21 protein-coding genes and 1 tRNA gene are annotated in these 20,111 nt (G+C 58.7%); 6 read left to right on the top strand and 16 right to left on the bottom strand.

Going from position 1 to position 20,111, the window contains the following annotated elements:
* Window positions 1–17: 17 nt before the first annotated feature.
* The gene (locus ACSFE6_RS12975) at window positions 18–227 is read left to right on the top strand and encodes a hypothetical protein (RefSeq protein WP_435427982.1); all 210 of its coding nucleotides are present in this window, start codon (window positions 18–20) and stop codon (window positions 225–227) included.
* A gap of 24 nt (window positions 228–251) precedes the next feature.
* Here ACSFE6_RS12975 and ACSFE6_RS12970 read toward each other — a convergent pair whose 3' ends face one another.
* From ACSFE6_RS12970 to ACSFE6_RS12935, 8 genes are all read right to left on the bottom strand, one after another.
* Window positions 252–1,223: a nucleoside hydrolase gene (locus ACSFE6_RS12970; RefSeq protein WP_435427981.1), complete on the bottom strand. Its 972-nt coding sequence runs from the start codon at window positions 1,221–1,223 to the stop codon at window positions 252–254.
* 92 nt (window positions 1,224–1,315) lie between these two features.
* Window positions 1,316–1,720, bottom strand: a complete 405-nt coding sequence (gene rbsD / locus ACSFE6_RS12965) for a D-ribose pyranase (protein WP_435427980.1) — start codon at window positions 1,718–1,720, stop codon at window positions 1,316–1,318.
* Window positions 1,717–2,634 carry a ribokinase gene (gene rbsK, locus ACSFE6_RS12960; protein WP_435427979.1) on the bottom strand — a complete coding sequence of 306 codons (918 nt, stop codon included), beginning with the start codon at window positions 2,632–2,634 and terminating at the stop codon, window positions 1,717–1,719. Before rbsK ends, rbsD begins: the two co-directional genes overlap by 4 nt.
* Window positions 2,635–2,658: 24 nt before the next feature.
* Window positions 2,659–3,678 (bottom strand): LacI family DNA-binding transcriptional regulator, encoded by a 1,020-nt coding sequence (locus ACSFE6_RS12955; protein ID WP_435427978.1) that lies wholly within the window; start codon window positions 3,676–3,678, stop codon window positions 2,659–2,661.
* A gap of 3 nt (window positions 3,679–3,681) precedes the next feature.
* Window positions 3,682–4,659: an ABC transporter permease gene (locus ACSFE6_RS12950; protein ID WP_435427977.1), complete on the bottom strand. Its 978-nt coding sequence runs from the start codon at window positions 4,657–4,659 to the stop codon at window positions 3,682–3,684.
* Window positions 4,656–6,209: a sugar ABC transporter ATP-binding protein gene (locus ACSFE6_RS12945; RefSeq protein WP_435427976.1), complete on the bottom strand. Its 1,554-nt coding sequence runs from the start codon at window positions 6,207–6,209 to the stop codon at window positions 4,656–4,658. Before ACSFE6_RS12945 ends, ACSFE6_RS12950 begins: the two co-directional genes overlap by 4 nt.
* A 54-nt stretch (window positions 6,210–6,263) precedes the next feature.
* On the bottom strand, window positions 6,264–7,217 hold the full coding sequence (locus tag ACSFE6_RS12940; RefSeq protein WP_435427975.1) for a sugar ABC transporter substrate-binding protein: 954 nt from the start codon (window positions 7,215–7,217) through the stop codon (window positions 6,264–6,266).
* A 199-nt stretch (window positions 7,218–7,416) separates the two neighbouring features.
* Window positions 7,417–7,857 carry a hypothetical protein gene (locus ACSFE6_RS12935; RefSeq protein ID WP_435427974.1) on the bottom strand — a complete coding sequence of 147 codons (441 nt, stop codon included), beginning with the start codon at window positions 7,855–7,857 and terminating at the stop codon, window positions 7,417–7,419.
* Window positions 7,858–8,175: 318 nt separating this feature from the next.
* Between ACSFE6_RS12935 and ACSFE6_RS12930 the strand changes: the two genes are divergently transcribed.
* The 3 genes from ACSFE6_RS12930 (at window position 8,176) to ACSFE6_RS12920 (ending at window position 10,409) form a co-directional block, all read left to right on the top strand.
* Window positions 8,176–9,264 (top strand): asparaginase, encoded by a 1,089-nt coding sequence (locus ACSFE6_RS12930; RefSeq protein ID WP_435427973.1) that lies wholly within the window; start codon window positions 8,176–8,178, stop codon window positions 9,262–9,264.
* 160 nt (window positions 9,265–9,424) lie between these two features.
* Window positions 9,425–9,715 carry a DUF1654 domain-containing protein gene (locus ACSFE6_RS12925; RefSeq protein ID WP_435427972.1) on the top strand — a complete coding sequence of 97 codons (291 nt, stop codon included), beginning with the start codon at window positions 9,425–9,427 and terminating at the stop codon, window positions 9,713–9,715.
* 4 nt (window positions 9,716–9,719) lie between these two features.
* Window positions 9,720–10,409: an endonuclease gene (locus tag ACSFE6_RS12920; RefSeq protein WP_435427971.1), complete on the top strand. Its 690-nt coding sequence runs from the start codon at window positions 9,720–9,722 to the stop codon at window positions 10,407–10,409.
* A gap of 91 nt (window positions 10,410–10,500) precedes the next feature.
* Here the strand turns inward: ACSFE6_RS12920 and ACSFE6_RS12915 are convergent, their stop codons facing one another.
* On the bottom strand, window positions 10,501–10,866 hold the full coding sequence (locus ACSFE6_RS12915) for an SPOR domain-containing protein (RefSeq protein WP_435427970.1): 366 nt from the start codon (window positions 10,864–10,866) through the stop codon (window positions 10,501–10,503).
* A 250-nt stretch (window positions 10,867–11,116) separates the two neighbouring features.
* On the opposite strand from ACSFE6_RS12915, the gene csrA reads away from it, so the two are divergent.
* A complete protein-coding gene (csrA, locus tag ACSFE6_RS12910) occupies window positions 11,117–11,317 on the top strand; it encodes a carbon storage regulator CsrA (protein WP_128608931.1) in 201 nt (66 codons plus the stop codon).
* 145 nt (window positions 11,318–11,462) lie between these two features.
* Here csrA and ACSFE6_RS12905 read toward each other — a convergent pair whose 3' ends face one another.
* The 3 genes from ACSFE6_RS12905 to ACSFE6_RS12895 all read right to left on the bottom strand — a co-directional run bounded on the left by ACSFE6_RS12905 (window position 11,463) and on the right by ACSFE6_RS12895 (window position 12,868).
* Window positions 11,463–11,918, bottom strand: a complete 456-nt coding sequence (locus tag ACSFE6_RS12905; RefSeq protein WP_435427969.1) for a DUF2214 family protein — start codon at window positions 11,916–11,918, stop codon at window positions 11,463–11,465.
* Window positions 11,919–12,110: 192 nt separating this feature from the next.
* A complete protein-coding gene (locus ACSFE6_RS12900) occupies window positions 12,111–12,305 on the bottom strand; it encodes a hypothetical protein (protein WP_435427968.1) in 195 nt (64 codons plus the stop codon).
* Between the two features lie 486 nt (window positions 12,306–12,791).
* Window positions 12,792–12,868: transfer RNA gene (locus tag ACSFE6_RS12895), tRNA-Val, on the bottom strand.
* Between the two features lie 183 nt (window positions 12,869–13,051).
* Between ACSFE6_RS12895 and ACSFE6_RS12890 the strand changes: the two genes are divergently transcribed.
* Complete coding sequence (locus ACSFE6_RS12890) at window positions 13,052–14,335, top strand: NAD(P)/FAD-dependent oxidoreductase (RefSeq protein WP_435427967.1); 1,284 nt, start codon at window positions 13,052–13,054, stop codon at window positions 14,333–14,335.
* 119 nt (window positions 14,336–14,454) lie between these two features.
* Here ACSFE6_RS12890 and ACSFE6_RS12885 read toward each other — a convergent pair whose 3' ends face one another.
* The 4 genes from ACSFE6_RS12885 to ACSFE6_RS12870 are packed head-to-tail and all read right to left on the bottom strand — an operon-like array spanning window position 14,455 to window position 20,029.
* Window positions 14,455–15,426, bottom strand: coding sequence for an XdhC family protein (locus tag ACSFE6_RS12885; RefSeq protein WP_435427966.1), 972 nt, complete (start codon window positions 15,424–15,426; stop codon window positions 14,455–14,457).
* A gap of 1 nt (window position 15,427) precedes the next feature.
* Window positions 15,428–16,663, bottom strand: a complete 1,236-nt coding sequence (locus tag ACSFE6_RS12880) for a c-type cytochrome (protein WP_435427965.1) — start codon at window positions 16,661–16,663, stop codon at window positions 15,428–15,430.
* 2 nt (window positions 16,664–16,665) lie between these two features.
* The gene (locus ACSFE6_RS12875; RefSeq protein ID WP_435427964.1) at window positions 16,666–17,205 is read right to left on the bottom strand and encodes a (2Fe-2S)-binding protein; all 540 of its coding nucleotides are present in this window, start codon (window positions 17,203–17,205) and stop codon (window positions 16,666–16,668) included.
* Window positions 17,198–20,029 (bottom strand): xanthine dehydrogenase family protein molybdopterin-binding subunit, encoded by a 2,832-nt coding sequence (locus ACSFE6_RS12870; RefSeq protein ID WP_435427963.1) that lies wholly within the window; start codon window positions 20,027–20,029, stop codon window positions 17,198–17,200. The genes ACSFE6_RS12875 and ACSFE6_RS12870 overlap by 8 nt, the downstream gene beginning before the upstream one ends.
* Window positions 20,030–20,111: the final 82 nt, after the last annotated feature.

The following is a 20,111-nucleotide window of genomic DNA, read 5'->3' as shown; positions in this document are numbered from 1 at the left end:
ACTGTGCGAGCGCCATCATGACCACCGTAAGCATCGACGCCGACATCAAAGCCAAGTGGCCAGAAGGTCACAGCTCCTACAGTCCCGGCAGTCCGGAAGAACTCGCGATCATCGGTATCGATCTACTGGTCAAGGAACTGGGCACCGAGGCCGCTCAATCCTTCATCGAGCAAATTTTCGAAAAGTATCCAACGAACCACCACACCGGACATTCGGAAAAGGCGTAATAGCCCAACCTTCGAACATGAGGACTATTTCAGACGAGCCAGTCGCTCGGTCAGCAGATCGAAGAAGCCCTCGGCGTCGGCGCTCTCTACCCAGAGGACATTCTTTGGCGACTTGAGACAGTCATACCAGTCGACGATGGTCTGACCAAAGGTCGGTCCTTCGCGACTGTCGATCAACATATTGACCGCACGCCCACTGAACAGCTGCGGCTTGAGCAGATAGGCGATGACCGCAGCATCGTGCACCGGGCCACCCGGGATGCCGTATTGCTCCATGTCGGGCTTGATGTAGTCATTCAGAATCTCAATCACCCGCTTGCTGGCGGTATTGTTCAACGCGGCGATCCGCTGCACGCGCGCGTCGCTGGTGAGGATCTTGTGGGTCACATCCAGCGGCAGATAGGTCAATGCCACACCACTTTCAAGCACCACCTCGGCCGCTTGCGGATCGGCGAACAGGTTGAACTCTGCCACCGGCGTGATGTTGCCACCGTTGAAGTGCGCTCCGCCCATGACCACCACTTCCTTGATGCCTTGAACGATGCCCGGCTCCTGAATCAGCGCCAGGGCCAGGTTGGTCTGCGGTCCCAGCATGGCAAGGGTGATGCTGTGAGCTTCGGCCGTCATCAGGGTATCGACCAGGTAGTCGACCGCGTTGCCCTCGGCGAGGCCCTTACCGGGCTCATACACGGTCACGCCCGACAACCCTTCCATGCCATGAATGTTCTCGGCATAGATGGGTTTGCGCATCAGCGGTTTTTTCGCTCCAGCGTAGACCGGCACCTCCTCGCGCCCTGCCCACTCGCGCGCCAACCTTGCATTACGCGATGTCTTGTCCAGACGCACATTGCCGGCGACGGTGGTCAATGCGCGGATGTTCAACTCCTGCGGCGATGCCAGCGCAAACAGCAAGGCAACCACATCGTCGGCACCCGGATCAGTATCGATGATCAGGTCGATCTTTTGCGCCGCGCGAGCGCTGGTTGCGGTAATCATGGACAAAAGCAGCAGGCTCCGAAGCGGTTGGGCAGTTTTCCGGTATCACGATAGAGGGCGCACGCCATGTGCCGGATAAAAACAGAAACGGGTTAAAACGTCACTCCAGCAATCAGTACGACGTTACAGTACGGCTGGCATTCGCCGGTCCGCACAATCGCCCGGGCCTGCCGACTGAGTATCTTGAATTGCTCATGGCTCAGCAATTCACGCGGCCCCAACGCCCCGTAGGCATTCAGCTCGTCCAGAGGTGCCAGGACCGATGGTTTTTTCTCCAGAATTTCACTGGCCAGCACATGGCTTTCGACCTGCATTTCGCTAAGCACAACTTTCAGGGTGCTGATGAAATCCGGTACACCCTGAGTCAGGGCCAGATCGATCAGCTCCACGCCCGGAGGAACCGGCAACCCCGCATCACCGATGACCACTTTGTCGCCATGGCCAAGGGAGGCGATCAAGCGCGACAGCGCAATATTGAGCAACGGTGTCTTCTTCATGGAGCCTTGAACGCCTGGACTTCTGACAAGGTGGGAATCGAGGGTTGCGCGCCCGCCCGCGTGACCGAAAGGGCTGCAGCAACCTGGCCAAAACGGATTGCTTCGGCTTCGCTTTTACCACTCGCCAACGCGGCGGCAAAACCACCGACGAACGTATCCCCGGCCGCCGTGGTGTCGACCGCTTTCACGGCTGGCGCAGGAAAATGCTCGAAGCGCTGACCATTGGCGAACAGCGAACCCTGGGCACCGAGGGTGATGATGACCTTGCCGGCGCCCATCTCGATCAAGCGTGTCGCCGCGACTTGCGCGGTTTGTCGAGAGTCCACTGGCAAACCGCTCAGTGCCGAGGCTTCACTTTCGTTGGGAATCAGATAGTCGATGTTCGCGTACCATTCTGGAGGCAATGGGTGGCTCGCCGGCGCCGGATTAAGGATCACGGTCTTATCCAGCTCCCGGCCGCGCTTGAGTGCATGGCCCACCGTGGCATCCGGCACTTCCAGCTGACAGATGATCACGTCGGCATCCTGCAGGACCGAGTCGAAGCACCCGATCAGCGCCGGCGTCAGTGCGCCGTTGGCACCAGCAACAATAACGATCGAGTTCTGGCTGTCGTCGTCCACCACAATCAGCGCCACACCGCTGGCTCCCTCCACGGCGCTGACCGCCTGACAATCGATTTGCTCGGCCAACAAGGCTCCCTGCAGCGCCTCACCGTAGGCATCCCGACCTACACAGCCGACCATCGACACCTGGGCACCCAGTCGCGCGGCGGCCACGGCCTGATTCGCACCCTTGCCGCCGGATACGGTGGTGAACGACTGACCGATTAACGTTTCTCCGCCCTTCGGCAACCGCGGCGCCCGGGTCACCAGGTCCATGTTCAGACTGCCTATAACCACTACTTTTGCTGGCATACATTGCTACTCATTCATTCGATTTCAGCGGTATTCGGCAAAATTACCCGCCAATGGCGCGGTCGATTCCCGCATGACAATGCTCGGCGTCACGATCCGTTGCTCGGTCATCAGTTCCGGCTTGGCGATTCTTCTCAGCAGGACTTCAGCGGCCATCTCGCCAAGTTGCAGGATTGATTGGCCGACGGTGGTCAATGCCGGATAGACATAGCGGCTCATCTGGATATCGTCGAAGCCAATCACCGACAGCTCCGTCGGTACGCGAACATTGCGCTCGGCTGCCGCGCGCAGCACGCCGATACCGATCATGTCGTTGGCCGCGAAAATGGCGCTGGGCGGATCTCTATCCAGCAGAATCGCGGCGGCGTTGTAGCCGCCAGTGCTGGTGAAGTCACTTTCCAGCATGCGCTCACTGGGCACTTCGATGCCCGCGTCTTGCAGCGCCCGGCAGAAACCCGCCAGACGCATTTGCGCGACGCTGGTGGACGCCGGTCCACTGATCGTGGCGATGTCACGGTGCCCCAACTCCAACAAGTGTCGAGTCGCGAGGTAGGCACCGTACTCGTGATCGATACGCACCAGGTCCGCATCGACCCCTTCCAATCCGCGGTCGACGATCACCATCGGCGTACGCACACCTGCCAGGCCCTGCACCAACCCGCTGTCACCGCCTGCCGACGCGACGATCAGGCCGTCGATGCGTTTTTCCAGTAATACACGCAGGTAACTGCGCTGTTTGTCCGGGTTGTCGTCGGAATTGCAGAGAATCACGCAGTAACCGTTACGCTCGCAGTAATCCTCGATACCCCGAGCCAGCTCGGCGAAGTACGGGTTGAGGCTGTTGGGTACCAGCAAACCGATGGTCGCGGTAGTTTTGGCCTTGAGGGAACGGGCCACGGCGCTGGGCACATAGTCCAGGGTCTTGATCGCTGCCTCTACCTTGATCCGCACTTCTTCGCTGACCGGTCGGGTCTTGTTCACCACGTGGGAAACCGTGGTGTAGGAAATCCCCGCGAGTGCTGCCACATCTTTGATCGTTGCCATGACTCAGGCCCGCCGACTTGCGCGTTGACTGCGGTAGGTGTCGAGCACCACCGCGACCACGATCACCGCGCCGGTGATGATGCGCTTGGTCGGCTCGGTGGCGCCGATCTGCGCCAGGCCGGCCGCCAGGACGGAAATGATCAACACGCCAAAGAACGTACTGATGACTGAACCACGCCCACCCATGAGGCTGGTGCCACCGATCACCACTGCGGCGATCACTTGCAGCTCCAGGCCGGAGCCAGCGTTCGGGTCCGCCGCTTCCAGGCGCGAAATCTGAAACAGCGCGGCGATTCCAGCCAACAAGCCCATCAGGCTGAACACCAGGATTTTGTAGGGCTTGGGATTGATTCCCGCCAACCGCACCGCTTCTTCATTGGTGCCGATACCGATCAGGTAGCGACCGAACACGGTTCGGGTCAATACAGCCTGGGCGATGAAGATGATCAGCAAGGCAATGATAAACGACGGCGAAACCCCGAAGGCGATCGGGTTGGACAACCAGGCGAAGGCATCGCCGATGTACGCCGTGCGCGATCCGGTCATCTGATAGGCCACGCCACGGGCCATTTCCAACACACCGAGGGACACGATGAACGACGGAATGCGCCACGCCACGGTGATCGAACCGGTGAGGGTCCCGGCCAAGGCCGCTGCCGCCATGCCGAGCAACGCGGCGGGCAGGACGCTCCAGCCCCAGCCGAGAATCGCCACGCTGACCGTTGAGGCGGCGAGCGCCAACACCGAGCCCACTGATAGATCGATTCCCCCGATGATCAACACGAACGTCATCCCGACCGCCAGCACCATCAGGTCAGGAATCTGGTTGGCCAACGTACTGAACGTGTCGTAAGACAGGAAATGGCTGCTCAGGATCGAGAACAGCACAACCATCGCCAGCAAGGCACCGGCCAGACCCAGATAGGTGCCGAGGCCATAAAAGTTGCCGCTGCGTTTGCCGGCTAAAGATGCGGTTTTCATGGGAAATCCCTAGGCGCTGCTTCATTGAGCAGCGCATCACGTTTTTGGTAGCCGGCAAATGCGGCCGCAAGCAAGTCATCCTGAGTCCAGCTGTCACGCTCGAAGGTGTCGATCAGGCGTCCCGCTGACAACACGCCAATCCGGTCGCAGATCAACATCAATTCGCGCAGGTCGCTGGACACCACCACCAGCGCTTTGCCCTGGCGAGTCAGCTCACCGAGCAGCGCATAGATATCGAACTTGGCACCGACGTCGATACCCCGGGTCGGTTCGTCAAACAGCAACACCGAGCAATCTCGCTCCAGCCAACGACCGATTACCACTTTCTGCTGGTTACCGCCGGACAGTTCGCTGACCAATTGTGTCGGGCCAGAGCTGCGAATGCGCATGGCATCGATCTGACGCTGGGCCAAGGAGAGCTCATCGCCGTTATTGACAAAGCCGCCACTGGAAATGCCGGGCATGTTGCCCAGCGCGATGTTGGCGCTGATCGACTGCGTCAACAGCAGGCCTTCACCCTTGCGGTCTTCGGTAATCAGGGCGATGCCATGGCTAACCGCGTCCACCGGAGAACGGATACTGACAACCTGCGCCGGTGAGCCCAGCGCCACCGTGCCGCTGTCGGCTGTATCGGCGCCGAAGATCAGGCGCAGCAATTCGGTGCGCCCTGCCCCGATCAAACCGGAAATACCGAAGATCTCGCCGGCGCGCACTTCGAAGGACACGTCACGAACCTTGTCGGCGTGGGTCAGGCCCTTGACCGTCAACGCCGGAGCACCGATGTTGCGCGCCCCCATGTCGATGTGTTCGCCGAGCTCACGGCCGACCATCAAGGTGACCAATTGCTCGCTGTTGTAATTAGCCATCGGTTCGACGCACACCAGGTGGCCATCACGCAATACAGCAATGCGCTGGGCCACCCGGGCGAGTTCTTCAAGGCGATGGGAGATATAGATGATCGATACGCCACGGGCCTGCAGGCGGGTGATTTGCTCGAACAACATCTCGACTTCACGGGCGGTGAGCATCGCCGTGGGTTCGTCGAGGATCAGCACGTGGCAATCGCCGATCAGGTTGCGGGCGATTTCGACCATTTGCTGGTGACCGATGCCCAGCTCGCCGACCAGAGTGTCCGGATCGATTGCATCGAGTCCGACCTGAGCCATGGCTTCAAGGGCAGCCATGCGCAATCGCTTGCGGCTGATCCAGCCGCCGTTGCCGGGCAAGTTATCGAGAAACAGGTTCTCCGCCACCGACAGGGTCGGCAGCAGATTCAATTCCTGCATGACCATGCGGATGCCCAGGTCTTCAGCCTGGGCCCGACTGCCAGGGCGATAATCCTGCCCCTGAAATTGCATCTGCCCCGTGGTCGGCACAACCAGTCCGCCAATGATCTTCGACAGCGTGCTTTTGCCCGCGCCGTTCTCGCCGGTCAGTGCCAGCACCTCGCCGCGCATGAGCGTCAGGTTGATGCCGGTGAGGACCGGTTGGGCGTAGGTCTTGCCGATACCACTGACAGAGAGGACAGCGTTCGGGGTGCGAACGGACATAAAAATCTCCATGCGCTCACCCATGCAGGCGAGCACCGTTGGGTCGCCAGAGGATTACTTCGTAACCAGCTCTACCGGAGTCTCGATCACACCGTTGGCGCTGTCGACTTTTTCGCCCTTGATGATTTTCAACGCAGACTCGATGCCAAACACGGCTTGCTTGGCGGCAAACTGGTCGGCAGTAGCCAGCACACGACCGTCTTTGAGCATCGGTTTGATGGCGTTTATGTTGTCATAACCAACCACTTGCACCTTACCGGTCTTGCCTGCCGCGCGCACGGCTGACACGACCCCCACCGCCATGCTGTCGTTACCGGCCAGCAGGGCTTTGATCTGCGGGTATTCGCTGAGCATGGCAGAAGCCACCTGGTTGCCCTTATTGATTTCCCAGTCACCGGACTGAACCGACACCACCTTGATCTGCGCGGCCTCCATTGCGTCCTTGAAACCAGCGGTGCGGGCCTGGGCATTGGTGGTGGTGGATACGCCTTCGATGATGCCGACTTCGTCACCGACGTTGAGCTGTTTGGCCAGGTACTCACCGACCAGGCGCGCACCTTTGCGGTTATCCGGGCCTACGAACGGAACGCTGATATTTTTACTTTTGAGCACCATCGGGTCGAGCTGATTATCGATGTTGATCACCGTGATACCAGCATCCACCGCTTTTTTGATCACCGGAACCATTGCCTTGGAATCAGCCGGTGCGATGACCAGGGCATCGACTTTGGAAACAATCATTTGCTCGACGATACGGATCTGGTTGGCAGTATCCGTTTCATCCTTGATACCGTTGGAAATCAGCTCGAATTCACCGGAGTGGTCTTTCTGGTAAGCCTTGGCGCCGTCTTCCATGGTCAGGAAGAATTCGTTGGCCAGGGACTTCATGACCAGCGCGACCTTGGGTTTTTCCGGGGACTCGGCGAAGGCCGAAGAGACAGGCAGCGCGGCGGATGCGGCAGCCAGCATAGCGACAGCAAGAAGACGTCCAGCGAATGGCAGCTTCATGGGTTCACTCCGATCTTATGATTATTGTGAGCAACGCTTGCGCCGGCGTAGGCTGCGAGGTGCTCATCGATGGATTTGTCCGCCGAAAGCACCTCGCAAACGTTTGCGTAGATCGAACTATGCGAACCTTGTCAAAATTTGTCAACGACCGGAAAAACCTTTGATGAGCTCAACGGGCCGCAAGCGCTGACCGTTTTCATTAGGCTGTCGTATTGATCACGCTTCCGGTGCCGGTGTCCTTGGTCAGTTCCTTCACCAAGGCTGCGGTAACTTGCAACAACGCGGCCGAGGTATCGGCAATTTGCCCCTGAATCGTCATGACCGCGGTCGCCTTGGCTTCCAGCGTTGGAAACTCCCTCGCTTGGACAGCCGCCAACTGCTGCTGTTGTTCACGCAGTTGCTGTTGCAACTCCTGCATCCGCTTGAGCAGCACTTTGACCGCGACGCTTTGACTGTCACCGCTTTCGGTTTCAGAGCCGCGAACATCGCCGGGGCTGACCGCTTTCTTCTCGCCCTCCTCCAGACCCAACCGCTGCTGCGCGGTGTCAGACGCCGACTCATTCAACGTCTCGACGGTCGCCGGTGATTTACCGCCAATGTTGATCACCGACGCACTTGGAAAACCGACAGTCAACGACATGTGAACTCCCTGAAAAAACGATTCCTCAGGAAGGAGATCGACCTGAATACAGATTTCTTTAGCGCTGATTCACGCTCCATCCTTCGGTGAGCCGAACACAAAAATGTCAGATATTCGGAAATCCGGACATTTGGGGTCACGCCTCATTACACATCCAGTTTAAATACTTAAACAAATCAGCAGGTTGAGCGTTTTTTCTCAGCGTAAAAGATGACTGGTACAGATCCTGCTCTTCCCCCATACCCCGAGCCTTCAGATTCACTTGGGGCGCATCTAGATGAACCTGCACCAGCACCGTCACTACTAGAGAGAAAAATAATGACATCTGCTTTGAAAAATTTTGCTCCGGGCGCCTTGGCCCTCCTGCTGCTCCTGCCTACCGCCCTTCAGGCAAAAGAAGTTGAAACCCAACAAAAACTGGCGAACGTGGTAATCCTGGCCACCGGCGGCACTATTGCCGGTGCGGGCGCCAGCGCTGCCAACAGTGCGACCTATCAAGCGGCGAAAGTCGGCGTGGACAAATTGATCGCCGGCGTTCCGGAACTGAGTCAATTGGCCAATGTTCGTGGCGAACAGGTCATGCAGATTGCCTCCGAGAGCATCACCAACGATAACCTGTTGCAGCTGGGTCGCCGCGTGGCCGAATTGGCCGACAGCAAAGACGTCGACGGCATCGTGATCACCCACGGCACCGACACCCTGGAAGAAACCGCCTATTTTCTGAACCTGGTGGAAAAAACCGACAAACCCATCATTGTGGTCGGCTCCATGCGCCCGGGCACTGCGATGTCGGCCGACGGTATGCTGAACCTGTATAACGCCGTGGCCGTGGCCAGCAGTAAAGAAGCACGCGGCAAAGGCGTTCTGGTGACCATGAACGATGAAATTCAGTCGGGTCGGGATGTCAGCAAAATGATCAACATCAAGACCGAGGCCTTCAAAAGCGCCTGGGGCCCACTCGGGATGGTGGTCGAAGGCAAATCCTACTGGTTCCGCTTGCCCGCCAAGCGTCACACGATGGATTCCGAGTTCGACATCAAGAACATCAAGAGCCTGCCAGACGTAGAAATCGCCTACTCCTATGGCAACGTCAGCGATACGGCTTACAAGGCACTGGCACAGTCCGGCGCCAAAGCCATCATCCACGCCGGTACCGGCAATGGCTCGGTCTCCTCAAAGGTCGTTCCAAGCCTGCAAGCCCTGCGCAAGGATGGCGTGCAGATTATCCGTTCATCTCACGTCAACGCCGGTGGTTTCGTGCTGCGAAATGCTGAACAACCTGACGACAAATATGACTGGGTTGTCGCACACGACCTGAACCCGCAAAAAGCCCGCATCCTGGCCATGGTCGCTCTGACCAAGACCAACGACAGCAAAGAGCTGCAACGGATGTTCTGGGAATACTGATTCGCCCTCGCTCAAGCGATTCCGCTTGAGCAGTGTTTTCACCACTCGCCAGTCTTGGCGAGTGGTTCCACCGCCCAACCGACAAAAACTCCCCTCGCCCTACATCAAATGGAAAAGTTTGCTGTCAGAGGATTCTCTTGAATTTTAAGCAGTTGCGAAAATGCCTACAGTTAAATACTGTATGCACGTACAGCTTAATAAGGATAATCCCGTGGACACTTCCTCCGCCCTACCTGACGCCTATGTCCGCATGGGCTTGCGCGTTCAAAAAATCATTAACTCCCCCACTGCTCAGAAAGCCAAGGCAGCCTTGATTTTCCGTCTTCCGGACGAACCCGTGGACGAGTGGGAGCGCTTGCTCGAAGAAATCGACGAGAACGACAACGTCACCCTCGCTTATCGCGACGACGGCGGCGTGCAGATTTTCTGGGTTGTGCCGAAGGAAGACTGAGTCAATGCGTGTCCGATGTTTTGCTTTGCTGTTCCTGTTAGTCGCCGTGGGCGCCCAGGCCGACGCGCCGCGCACCTTCAGCGAAGCCAAGAAAGTGGCCTGGAAGCTGTACGCACCACAATCCACCGAGTTTTATTGCGGCTGTAAATACACGGGGAACCGGGTGAACCTGGCGGCTTGCGGTTATGTGCCGCGTAAAAATGCCAAGCGCGCTGCCCGCATTGAGTGGGAGCACATTGTTCCGGCCTGGCAGATTGGCCATCAACGCCAATGTTGGCAAGAAGGCGGACGCAAGAACTGCACGCGCTACGACCCCATCTATCAGAAGGCTGAAGCGGACCTGCATAACCTGGTCCCCAGCATCGGAGAGGTGAACGGTGACCGCAGCAACTTCAGTTTCGGCTGGCTACCGGAGCAACCGGGTCAATATGGTTCGTGCCTGACTCAAGTCGATTTCAAGGCGAAGAAGGTCATGCCACGCCCTTCCATCCGCGGCATGATCGCCCGAACGTATTTTTACATGAGCAAGCAGTACGGATTGCGCCTTTCGAAACAGGATCGGCAATTGTATGAAGCCTGGGATAAGACCTACCCGGTTCAGGCCTGGGAACGTCAACGCAATCAGAGCGTGGCGTGCGTCATGGGACGCGGCAACGAGTTTGTCGGGCCCGTTGACATGAAAACCTGCGGCTGAGCGTCCGCTGAATACACAAAGGCCCCGGGTTCGTCTCCCGAGGCCTTTGTGTTTCTAACCACCAACATTGGTATAGCGCCAGTAACCGTTGTTACTGCACGACTGAACGCTCCAGGATCAGCAGCTCAATGTTCTGCTTTTTCGCCTTGGTGATAGCTGCTGCCACTTCCACCTGCTTGGCCTCAGCTTCGGCTTTGGAGTTGAATGGCCCCATCAGCACCCGGACCTTACCGTTTTCGCGGACGACGTTGGACATGAAGTTGTGCTCGATCAACCAGCCACTAAGGTCGCTGACGGCCTGAGGTGTTTCACCTCGAATTTCCAGATCCCATTGCGGCCCTGTTGCCTGCGCAGAAGCGGCGGCTGTTGCAGGCGCGGACTTTGGTACCTCGACACGCTTGCCTTCACCGCATCCCGCCAGCGCCAGTACCGCCATTACCAAGACCATTTTGCGCACCGCGATACCCTCAGAATGCTTAAAGCGAGGATTTTAACACTCATGAATACTTCCCGAGTGCCGCAAAATGGGCACAAAACTACGAGAATGATGGGTGCAGCCTCTGTATAGTTACGCCTTGGGAATTAATGCTACATCTGCGCGTCAGAAAGAGGCACCCAAACTGTGAAACTTCGCACTAATCTATACATACCACCGACCTCTGCACTGTCCGAATCAGGTGCCCCACAAAGCAATCAAGGAGAAGACCATGCTGATACTCACCCGCAAAGTCGGTGAAAGCATAAACATTGGTGATGACATTACGATCACCATCCTCGGCGTAAGCGGCCAGCAAGTCAGGATTGGCATCAACGCTCCGAAAGATGTTGCGGTGCACCGCGAAGAAATTTATCAGCGCATTCAGGCTGGTCTGACCGCTCCGGCCAAACCGCAAACCCCTGAATCCTGATGCAGTCAGTAGCCAGCCCGTTCGCCCCGGAACGACGGCTGGCTAAAGATTCATGTGGCGCAACGCCCTCCACTTTACTCACTCGCCCCCTTCCTCGAAATCCACGGCACTTGTGTGCGCCACAGATGCGCTTGACCGCATTCAGCTAGCCAAATGTCACACCACGCGCCATGCCAGTGGCTGCAACAACGATCAGCAGTACCAGCAACGCCTCGATATGGCTGATCCGAGCAAACAGCGTTGCGCGCCCGGTATCGATTGCCGCGCCACGTGCTAGCGCCACCCTCCATTTGATCAGGGCCACCATCGGCGCCACTTCAAGCAGCAGAACAAGGACGAAAAGCGTCATCTTTAGATGAAACAAGGGCTGATGCAGGTAGTAGTCCGTGCCTTTTTCATACCCGCCAAAAGCTCGCATCCCACCGGTAACCAGCAGAATGAGCGCAGAAATCCCCCAAAGGTTATCTGCTATCAAAACGCTGCGAGCCTTCCCTGCACCGGCTGCCAAACGCCGAAAATTCGTACCTCGGACCAGAACTGCCCAGAACCCCAGCGCAAATGCCATCAGGTGAACCGCCGCAAGCAACCAATGAGTCAGCATCGTGAAACTCCTGTCAGGCCGAAGTTGAAACAGCCTGTCAGTAGTAGCCCATGAATCAATGGTATGCACCTGCTCAGAACACGTTCGTGACAGTCCTAAATTGTTCAGGTGCGGCATAGGACGACCCACTCTTCCTGGCACCGAGGGAAGAGCGCCAAATAAAAAGAGCCCAGCGCTGTGGCTGGGCTCTGACTATTTTCTGGTTTCCATCATCTTGTCGGCGAGGGCTTTGGCCCTCTCGATCAACAGATTCTGCCTGTCTTCGTGAGTAGCGCCCCCCACAACAGGTGCAGTCAAATTGCTCTCGGCAATCAACGCAGCGCAGAAGTATTGATCCCAGACGGTTTTGCTATCGGATGCCTGCTTGTTCATTTGGTCGGAGATCATGGTCGACTCCTTTAGATGAGGTAGCACTGCTCATTCTACGCCTGAATGGCTACGCGACAGTGACGACTGGATCATCAGGGCGTGCCCGGCACGTCAGGTCACAGGATCCATCGTAATAGAACATGAGACGCGATCCATGAGGACGACTCGACCACCGTCCATTGAAGCAGGAGGCAAATGGACAGGTAAGCCGCAAAGAACTTGATCATCGTTCGCCTCCCCATCAACCGCACTCCCAGTCAAAACCGACATAACAATTGGTCACGTGTTCTGGTTGGATGCAATTCGGTGCACACAGTTCAATGACAAATCGAATTGGTTTTCATTTTGACCAGAACTGCCACTCAAACACTGTCGGCCCGGAATATGGGGGGGGATGAAAAATACTGAGTGGTGCTTTGAATCGGGCGCATAAATCACAGATAACAAAAAAGGGCCCACCTTTCGGTGAGCCCTTCCAGACCGCCCAGCAGAGCGGATTTTGTTTGGTAGGCGCGATTGGACTCGAACCAACGACCCCCACCATGTCAAGGTGGTGCTCTAACCAACTGAGCTACGTGCCTGCTGTGAGGCGGCATTCTACGGAATTCCGGAGGGGTGTCAACACCTTTTTTCGAGCTAACCCTATGAATATGCAAAATATTTAATTTTGTAGGCGCTAAGAAGATTTTCCGGTGGCTGGCGGGAGATTTTCAACTCGGGTAGGATCGATGTACTCGTAAAATATATTAAACAGAGGCAGCAGGATGGCGAGCACCCCCTACCCAGAGTCCTACTACGCCGCATCGGCCAATGCGGCGCCGTCGCGCCCGGTTTTACAGGATGACGTTGAGACGGATGTCTGTGTGATTGGCGCCGGGTATACCGGTCTTTCCTCGGCCTTGTTCCTGCTGGAGAACGGTTTCCGGGTGACTTTACTGGAAGCGGCAAAGGTGGGTTTTGGTGCGTCGGGGCGCAATGGCGGCCAGATCGTCAACAGCTATAGCCGAGATATTGATGTGATCGAACGCAGTGTCGGTCCCAAGCAGGCACAAATGCTGGGGCAAATGGCCTTTGAAGGCGGCCGGATCATTCGGGAGCGGGTTGCCAAGTACAGCATCCAGTGCGACTTGAAGGACGGTGGCGTGTTCGCTGCCATCACTCCCAAGCAGATGGGCCACCTGGAATCCCAAAAGCGCCTCTGGGAGCGTTTCGGTCATACGCAGCTTGAGTTGCTGGACCAACGACGAATCCGTGATGTGGTGGCTAGCGATCAATACGTCGGCGGCATGCTCGACATGAGCGGCGGGCACATTCACCCGCTCAATTTGGCGCTGGGCGAAGCGGCGGCTGTTGAGTCCCTGGGCGGCACGATTTATGAGCAATCGCCAGCGGTGCGTATCGAGCGCGGCGCAAACCCGGTGGTGCACACGCCACAGGGCAAGGTTCGGGCGAAGTTCGTCATTGTGGCCGGCAATGCCTACCTGGGTAATCTGGTGCCGGAATTGGCCGCCAAGTCGATGCCCTGCGGCACCCAGGTCATCACTACCGAGCCTTTGGGCGATGCATTGGCGAAAAGCCTGTTACCTCAGGATTACTGTGTCGAGGACTGCAACTACCTGCTCGACTACTACCGTCTGAGCGGCGATAAACGCCTGATTTTCGGCGGCGGCGTGGTGTATGGCGCGCGGGATCCGGCGAACATCGAAGCAATCATCCGGCCGAAAATGCTCAAGGCCTTCCCGCAGCTCAAGGACGTGAAGATTGATTACGCCTGGACCGGTAATTTCCTGCTGACGCTGTCGCGCCTGCCGCAAGTCGGGCGCTTGGGTGACAATATCTATTACTCACAAGGCTGCAGCGGCCATGGAGTGACTTACACGCACCTGGCGGGCAAGGTCCTGGCCGAGGCATTGCGTGGCCAGGCCGAGCGTTTCGATGCGTTCGCCGACCTGCCCCACTACCCGTTCCCCGGCGGTCAATTGCTGCGTACGCCGTTTGCGGCTTTGGGTGCCTGGTATTACGGGCTGCGGGACAAGTTCGGGTACTGACCAGCACCATAAGCCTTTGTGGGAGTGAGCCTGCTCACGAAGACGATTGATCATTCAACGTTGATGTCGACAGATCCACCGCATTCGCGAGCAGGCTCGCTCCCACAAGGGCAATAGAGTTAGATGCGATCCCTCGGGATACCACTGCGAATCCGCAGAATATCAGCGAGCACCGCCAAGGCAATTTCCGCCGGCGTCTTGCTGCCCAGGTTCAAACCGATTGGCGCGTGAATCCGCGCCAACTCCGCGTCCCCCAAGCCACCTATACGTCGCAGTCGCTCAAAGCGTTTTTGCGATGTCTGCATGGACCCCATCACACCGATGTAAAACGCTTCGGTGCGCACCGCTTCCATCATCGCCAGGTCATCGATACGCGGATCGTGGGTCAGTGCCACCACTGCCGTGTCGCTATGGCAGCCACCGTCGGCAATGAACATCGATGGCAGTTGGCGACGGATCTCCACGTTATCCAACACCACGCCTTCCAGCACTTCTTCCCGTGGATCACACAGAATCACCTCGAAGCCCAAACCAACGGCAAATTCCGCACAGGCCTGCGCGACGCTGGAATATCCGGCCAGCAACAAGCGCTGAGCCGCGCCGATGCGTAGCCGAACCCGGTCGATTTCGCGCTCGACGCGCACACCCTGTTCGCGATCATCGAACAGACTGCGCGCCCCACTGGCCAGATCGACTTCACGGATCAACCGACGCCGGCCCAACAGCGCCGACTCGAGCTCCCGCAAATGCCCCTGCACCTCACAATCGGGTTCAAGGTTTTCCACCAAGACATCCAGCACGCCGCCACAGGGCAGGCTCACCCGAGAGCGTGGGTCATCGCCTTCGCCGTAGCGCACGACGTTGACCGCTTGCTCGAATGCACCTTCGGCGACGCGCTCAAGGAAATCTTCCTCGACACAGCCGCCGGACAGCGAACCGATCCACTGCCCGTCGGCATTTACCGCCAGCAACGAACCCGGCGCACGCGGCGCCGAGCCGTAGGTGGCTAGCACGGTGCACAACCAGACACGCTGCCCGGCCGTCGACCACTCCAGCGCCCGGCGCACCACTTGCAGATCCAGATGCTGCATATCAGTGAGCCTTGTGCTCGAGCGGCGGCGCATCGGCCCGCAGCTTCTGCACATCGGCTACAGCCAGATCACCCGGCTGACCACCCCACCCTTGACGCAGGTAATTCAGCAGATCCGTCAGCTGCTCGTGGCTCAGCTTCTGGGCAAAGCCCGGCATCGGTTGCATGTGCTCGAACCCGGCAAATTTCTGCTCGCCGATGCCGTCGTCGATCACCCGCACCAGGTTGCGCGGATCTTCCAGGCGCAGCGTAGTGTTGCCACGCATGGCCACGGCGATGTGCGGCTTGCCTTCACCCTCAACCGCATGGCAACCGGCGCAGACGTTCAAATACTCCTGACGGCCGCGCTGGGCGCTCGCACTCAGCTTGTCCAACGGCACGTCATTCAGCACTTTCGCCGCCGGTGGCTGATCGCCGAGCAGGAAGGTCGCCATGGCCGCCAGATCCGGGTCGCTGAGGCCTTGGGTGCTGTTGTGGAACACCGGGAACATCTCGTTGAACATCGTGCCCTGGGCGCTCATGCCGTGCTTGAGGAACGAGCTCAAGTCCTGATGATTCCAGCCGCGAGCGGCCAGGTCAGTCGCCAGCAAACTTGGCGCCAGATAGCCATTGAGCAGGCCGCCGGTCATGCGCTTGTCCTGTTGCATCGCACCCGTGACATTGCGTGGCGTGTGGCATTCGCCGCAGTGACCGAGTACGTCGACCATGTACTGGCCACGTTTCCAGGCTTCGCTTTTACCCTCGGCCGGCGCCAGCTTCACGTCTTTGCCGTACATCATGTTCCAGGCGATCAGGCCCGGACGAACGTTGAACGGAAAGCTCAAGCTGGTCGCCGGCGCTGCGCGCTCGATGGGCTCGAAGGTCTTCAGGTAGGCATGAATCGCGTCGGAGTCTTCACGAGGCATCAGGTGATACGAGGTGTACGGCATCGCCGGGTACAGGTTGGCGCCATCACGGCGCTTACCCTCGGTCAACGCAGCGAAGAATTCGTCATCGTTGTACAGACCGATACCGTGTTCTTTGCTCGGGGTGATGTTGGTGCCATAGATCGTGCCAAACGGCGAGACGATCGGCAGCCCGCCGGCAAAAGGCGCACCACCCGGCGCAGTGTGACAGGCCATGCAGTCAGCCGCGCGGGCCAGGTATTCGCCACGTTTGACCTGATCATCCGCCTGCGCCAGCAACACAGGCGCAGCCAATCCAACCGCCAATGCCAGGCGGGTCAATAGATGCTTCATGCTTAACCTTCCTTGACCAGGCCGAGATCCGTCAGCACGTTGCGTGTCGCGTTGTAGTAACGCACGTAACCGGTGCAACGGCAGATGTGATGGCCGAGGCTGTCCTCGATGACTTTTTCCAGCTGGCTTTTGACGGTCGGCTGGCGCTGCAGCTTTTCCACCAGCACGGTGGCGGCGTTGACGAAACCTGGCGCGCAGTAACTGCACTGGAAGGCGAACTCGTCGACGAAGCGCTGCTGGATCGGGTTCAGTTCGGTGACCTTGCCCTGCTCATCGCGGGTCGCATGGCCTTCGATGGTCCGTACTTTCTTGCCTTCGAAATAGTGCGCGCCGGTGATGCAGGTGCGCACTTCTTCGCTGGTGCCATCCGGGTTGTCGACGATCACCACGCAGGCGTGGCAGATGCCTTGGCCACAACCCAGGCGCGAGCCGGTGAGATTTTTGTACTCGTGCAGGTAGTCGATCATCGGCAGGTCATCAGGGATGTCCACCGGGCCGACGGATTGACCGTTAAGGGTCAGTTGAAGCGGACGGTTAGCCATTGAGGGCCTCCTTGATGCGTGCAGAAGTGATAGGCAGGTCGCGGACACGTTTGCCGATGGCATGGGCCACGGCGTTGCCGATGGCGCCAACCACCGGGATCATCACCACCTCGGCGATGCCCTTGGACGGGTCGCTCGGCGACAGCGGCGGCAGGATTTCCGCGGTCTGTTTCCACACTGCGACGTGCCGCGCCATCGGCAGGCGGTAACGGTTGAAGTTCCAGTCGCCCTCACCCGGTCCGCCTTCGTACAGCGGCATGTCTTCCATCAACGCATGACCGATACCCATGGCCGTGCCACCCTCGATCTGGCCCTTGACCAGTTCCGGCACCAGCACCCGGCCGCACTCGACCCACGAGTGATGGTTGAGCACTTCGACTTCCGCCGAGCCCTTGTTCACCTTCAATTCCACCAGCGTCGCCACCGGGCTGTAGTAAGTCACCGCCGCGTTGTTCAACTGGGTTGGCGGATAGGCGATGTTCTGCCGATCCAGCAGATGGAAACCGGCGCTGGACATCTGTGCCAGCTTGGCTTTCGGCGCACCTTCACCGTACTTGACCGCCAGGCCGTCGAGCGGCAGACGCTCACGCACGCCGTCGATGCTGAATTCGGCCTCGGCCCAGCTCCAGCGGTTGAAACCGTGCACAGTGGCGCCGGTCACCAGACCGCGCTCGTGGGCACGCTTGGCCAGCATCGCGAATGGCAGTGGCTCCATGCCGTTGGCGGTGAGTTTGCCGTCGACCCAGTGGGCGTCTTCGCGGCGCACCACGTAAGGGTTGGCCTGGCCGCCGTACGGGCCTTGTCGCCAGATTTCCAGCGCTGCCGGCCACAAACCGTGGTTGAACAACACGCGCGCCGCTTCACGGGTGGCGTGGCTGAAGTAGTAGGCGGAGTTGGTCGCCGACGAGGCCGAAGCGATCTTGCCGACCCAACGTGGATTGCGCAGGAAGTTGTCCTGCTCGGCCTGGCTCATGATGTAAGGGTTGCCGCCGGTGATCAGCTGCATCTCTTTCCATTCGGTTTCACCGGTCTTCACTTCATGCGCTGGCAGGCCGAGGAAGTCGGCCACGACCATCGCTTGCGACGTGGACATGCCAGTGCCGATCTCGATGCCGATATGACGCAGGCTGATACGGCCGTCAGCGGTGAATTCGATACTGGCCATCGGTGCTTCGGAACCGGTGCCGAAGTCTTTCTGGCAAATGGCGAAACCGACGCCGTACCAGTTATCCGGGTCAGCCGCTTCACGCTGTTTCTTGATCGCGTCGCGGTTTTTCCAGGTTTCGTGAACGGCGGCCTTGTCGAGAATCTCGTGCAGGCGCAACGCACCCGCCGGCACCGCACCCTGGGTGTTTTTCATGCCCGAACGCAGGGCGTTCTTGCGACGCAGTTCAATAGCGTCGACACCAAGGCGATCGGCGATTTCATCGACCATCATCTCGGTGGAAGCCATGCTCTGAAGCGTGCCGTAGCCACGCATCGACCCGGCTTCAACGGCGCGGGAATGGTAAGCGGTGACCTGCAGATCGTTCTGCGGCATGTAGTAGATCGACTGCGCCGCCGTGGCGCCAACCGCCGCCACCGATGGGCTGTAGTTAACCCGTCCACCGCCGTCGACGCTCATCTCGGCGCGGAAAATCTTGAAGCTGTGATCGGTCTTGTCCACTGCCAGCTGATAGCGGATATCGAACGGGTGACGCTTGATGCCGCTCTGGAACTGCTCATAGCGATCGTTGGCCAGACGCACCGGCACACCGGCACCGTACAGCGCAGCAAGAGCTGCGTAGTAGACGAAAATGTTGTGGTCCTTGGAGCCGTAACCCACGGTGTAACCCGGGTGCATGTTCAGGTTGGCCAGGCCGAAACGCGACGGCGCGATCATCTTCGCGGTCTCGGTGGCGGTTTCCAGCGGGCACTGAGTGGCGACGACAAAGTGCAGGGTCTTGGTCGCCGGGTCGTACCAGCCGTTGCCGTTGTCCGGCTCCATCGCTGCCGGTTCGATCGACGGGGTCTTGTAACGCTCGTCGAACACCAGCCAGTTGTCCGGTGGCGTGTCGATCTGCTGCTTCATGCGCTCGGCGTAGAACAGACCGCGCTCGGTCAGGTTGCCGTGCAGGTTCGGTTGCGAGTTCCACACAGGACGGCGGTTGCGCAGCATCGGGAACAGGATCGAATCCTTGAGGCTGGCGAATTCGTCTTCGTCCGCCGAGGTCGCACCACCGACACGCACGTAGCGGAAACTGCCGTAGGGATCGCCTTCGTAGAACGGCACCTGGGCACCGTAACGAATGGCTTTGTCGTTGAACTTGAGTTTGGCCTTGGCCTGGCGGAAACGCTCGAAGTCATTCCAGATCAGGATCGCCACCGGGTGACCGATGAACATCGGCACCTTGCCGGCTGGCAACAGTGGATCGGGCGCGTGTTCTTCAGGAAAGACGATGCCGTCCTTGACCAGATCCTCGGCGGTGACGATGCGGTCCGGCTGCAACTCGGCGCCCAGCCACGACAGGTCGTAACCGTCATAAATGCGGTCGGCCTTGATGGTTTTCAGCAGCATGGCGTGACCTTGCTGTTGCGGCCAGCCCGGCATGTCCTTGGCGCGGATGTCGCGGGCAAAGACCTTGCTGCCGCAAACCTTGGACAAGGCATCGTTACGGGCACGCGCCTTGCCGTTGTTGCCGAGCCATTGCTCGGACGGCACGGTCACGCTGTTTTCCATCAAGGCCGCCAGCGCTTGGCTGCTCAGCGGTGTGAGCGTCACGCTCACACCCGCCACCAGCCCGCCCTGAAGGAACGAGCGCCGGGATATTTCACGGTTGGACATGGATCATCCTCTGGGCGGTTATGGGCCCGCCCTTCTGGTTATGTACTGGAATTCTCGAGTCTTGCAGAAGCCCTTCTTGACG

Source organism: Pseudomonas baetica, from assembly GCF_051216495.1.
Taxonomy (GTDB): Bacteria; Pseudomonadota; Gammaproteobacteria; order Pseudomonadales; family Pseudomonadaceae; genus Aquipseudomonas; species Aquipseudomonas baetica_B.
The sequence above is the reverse complement of the archived record's forward strand: the minus strand, read 5'-3'. Positions and strand labels throughout refer to the sequence as shown.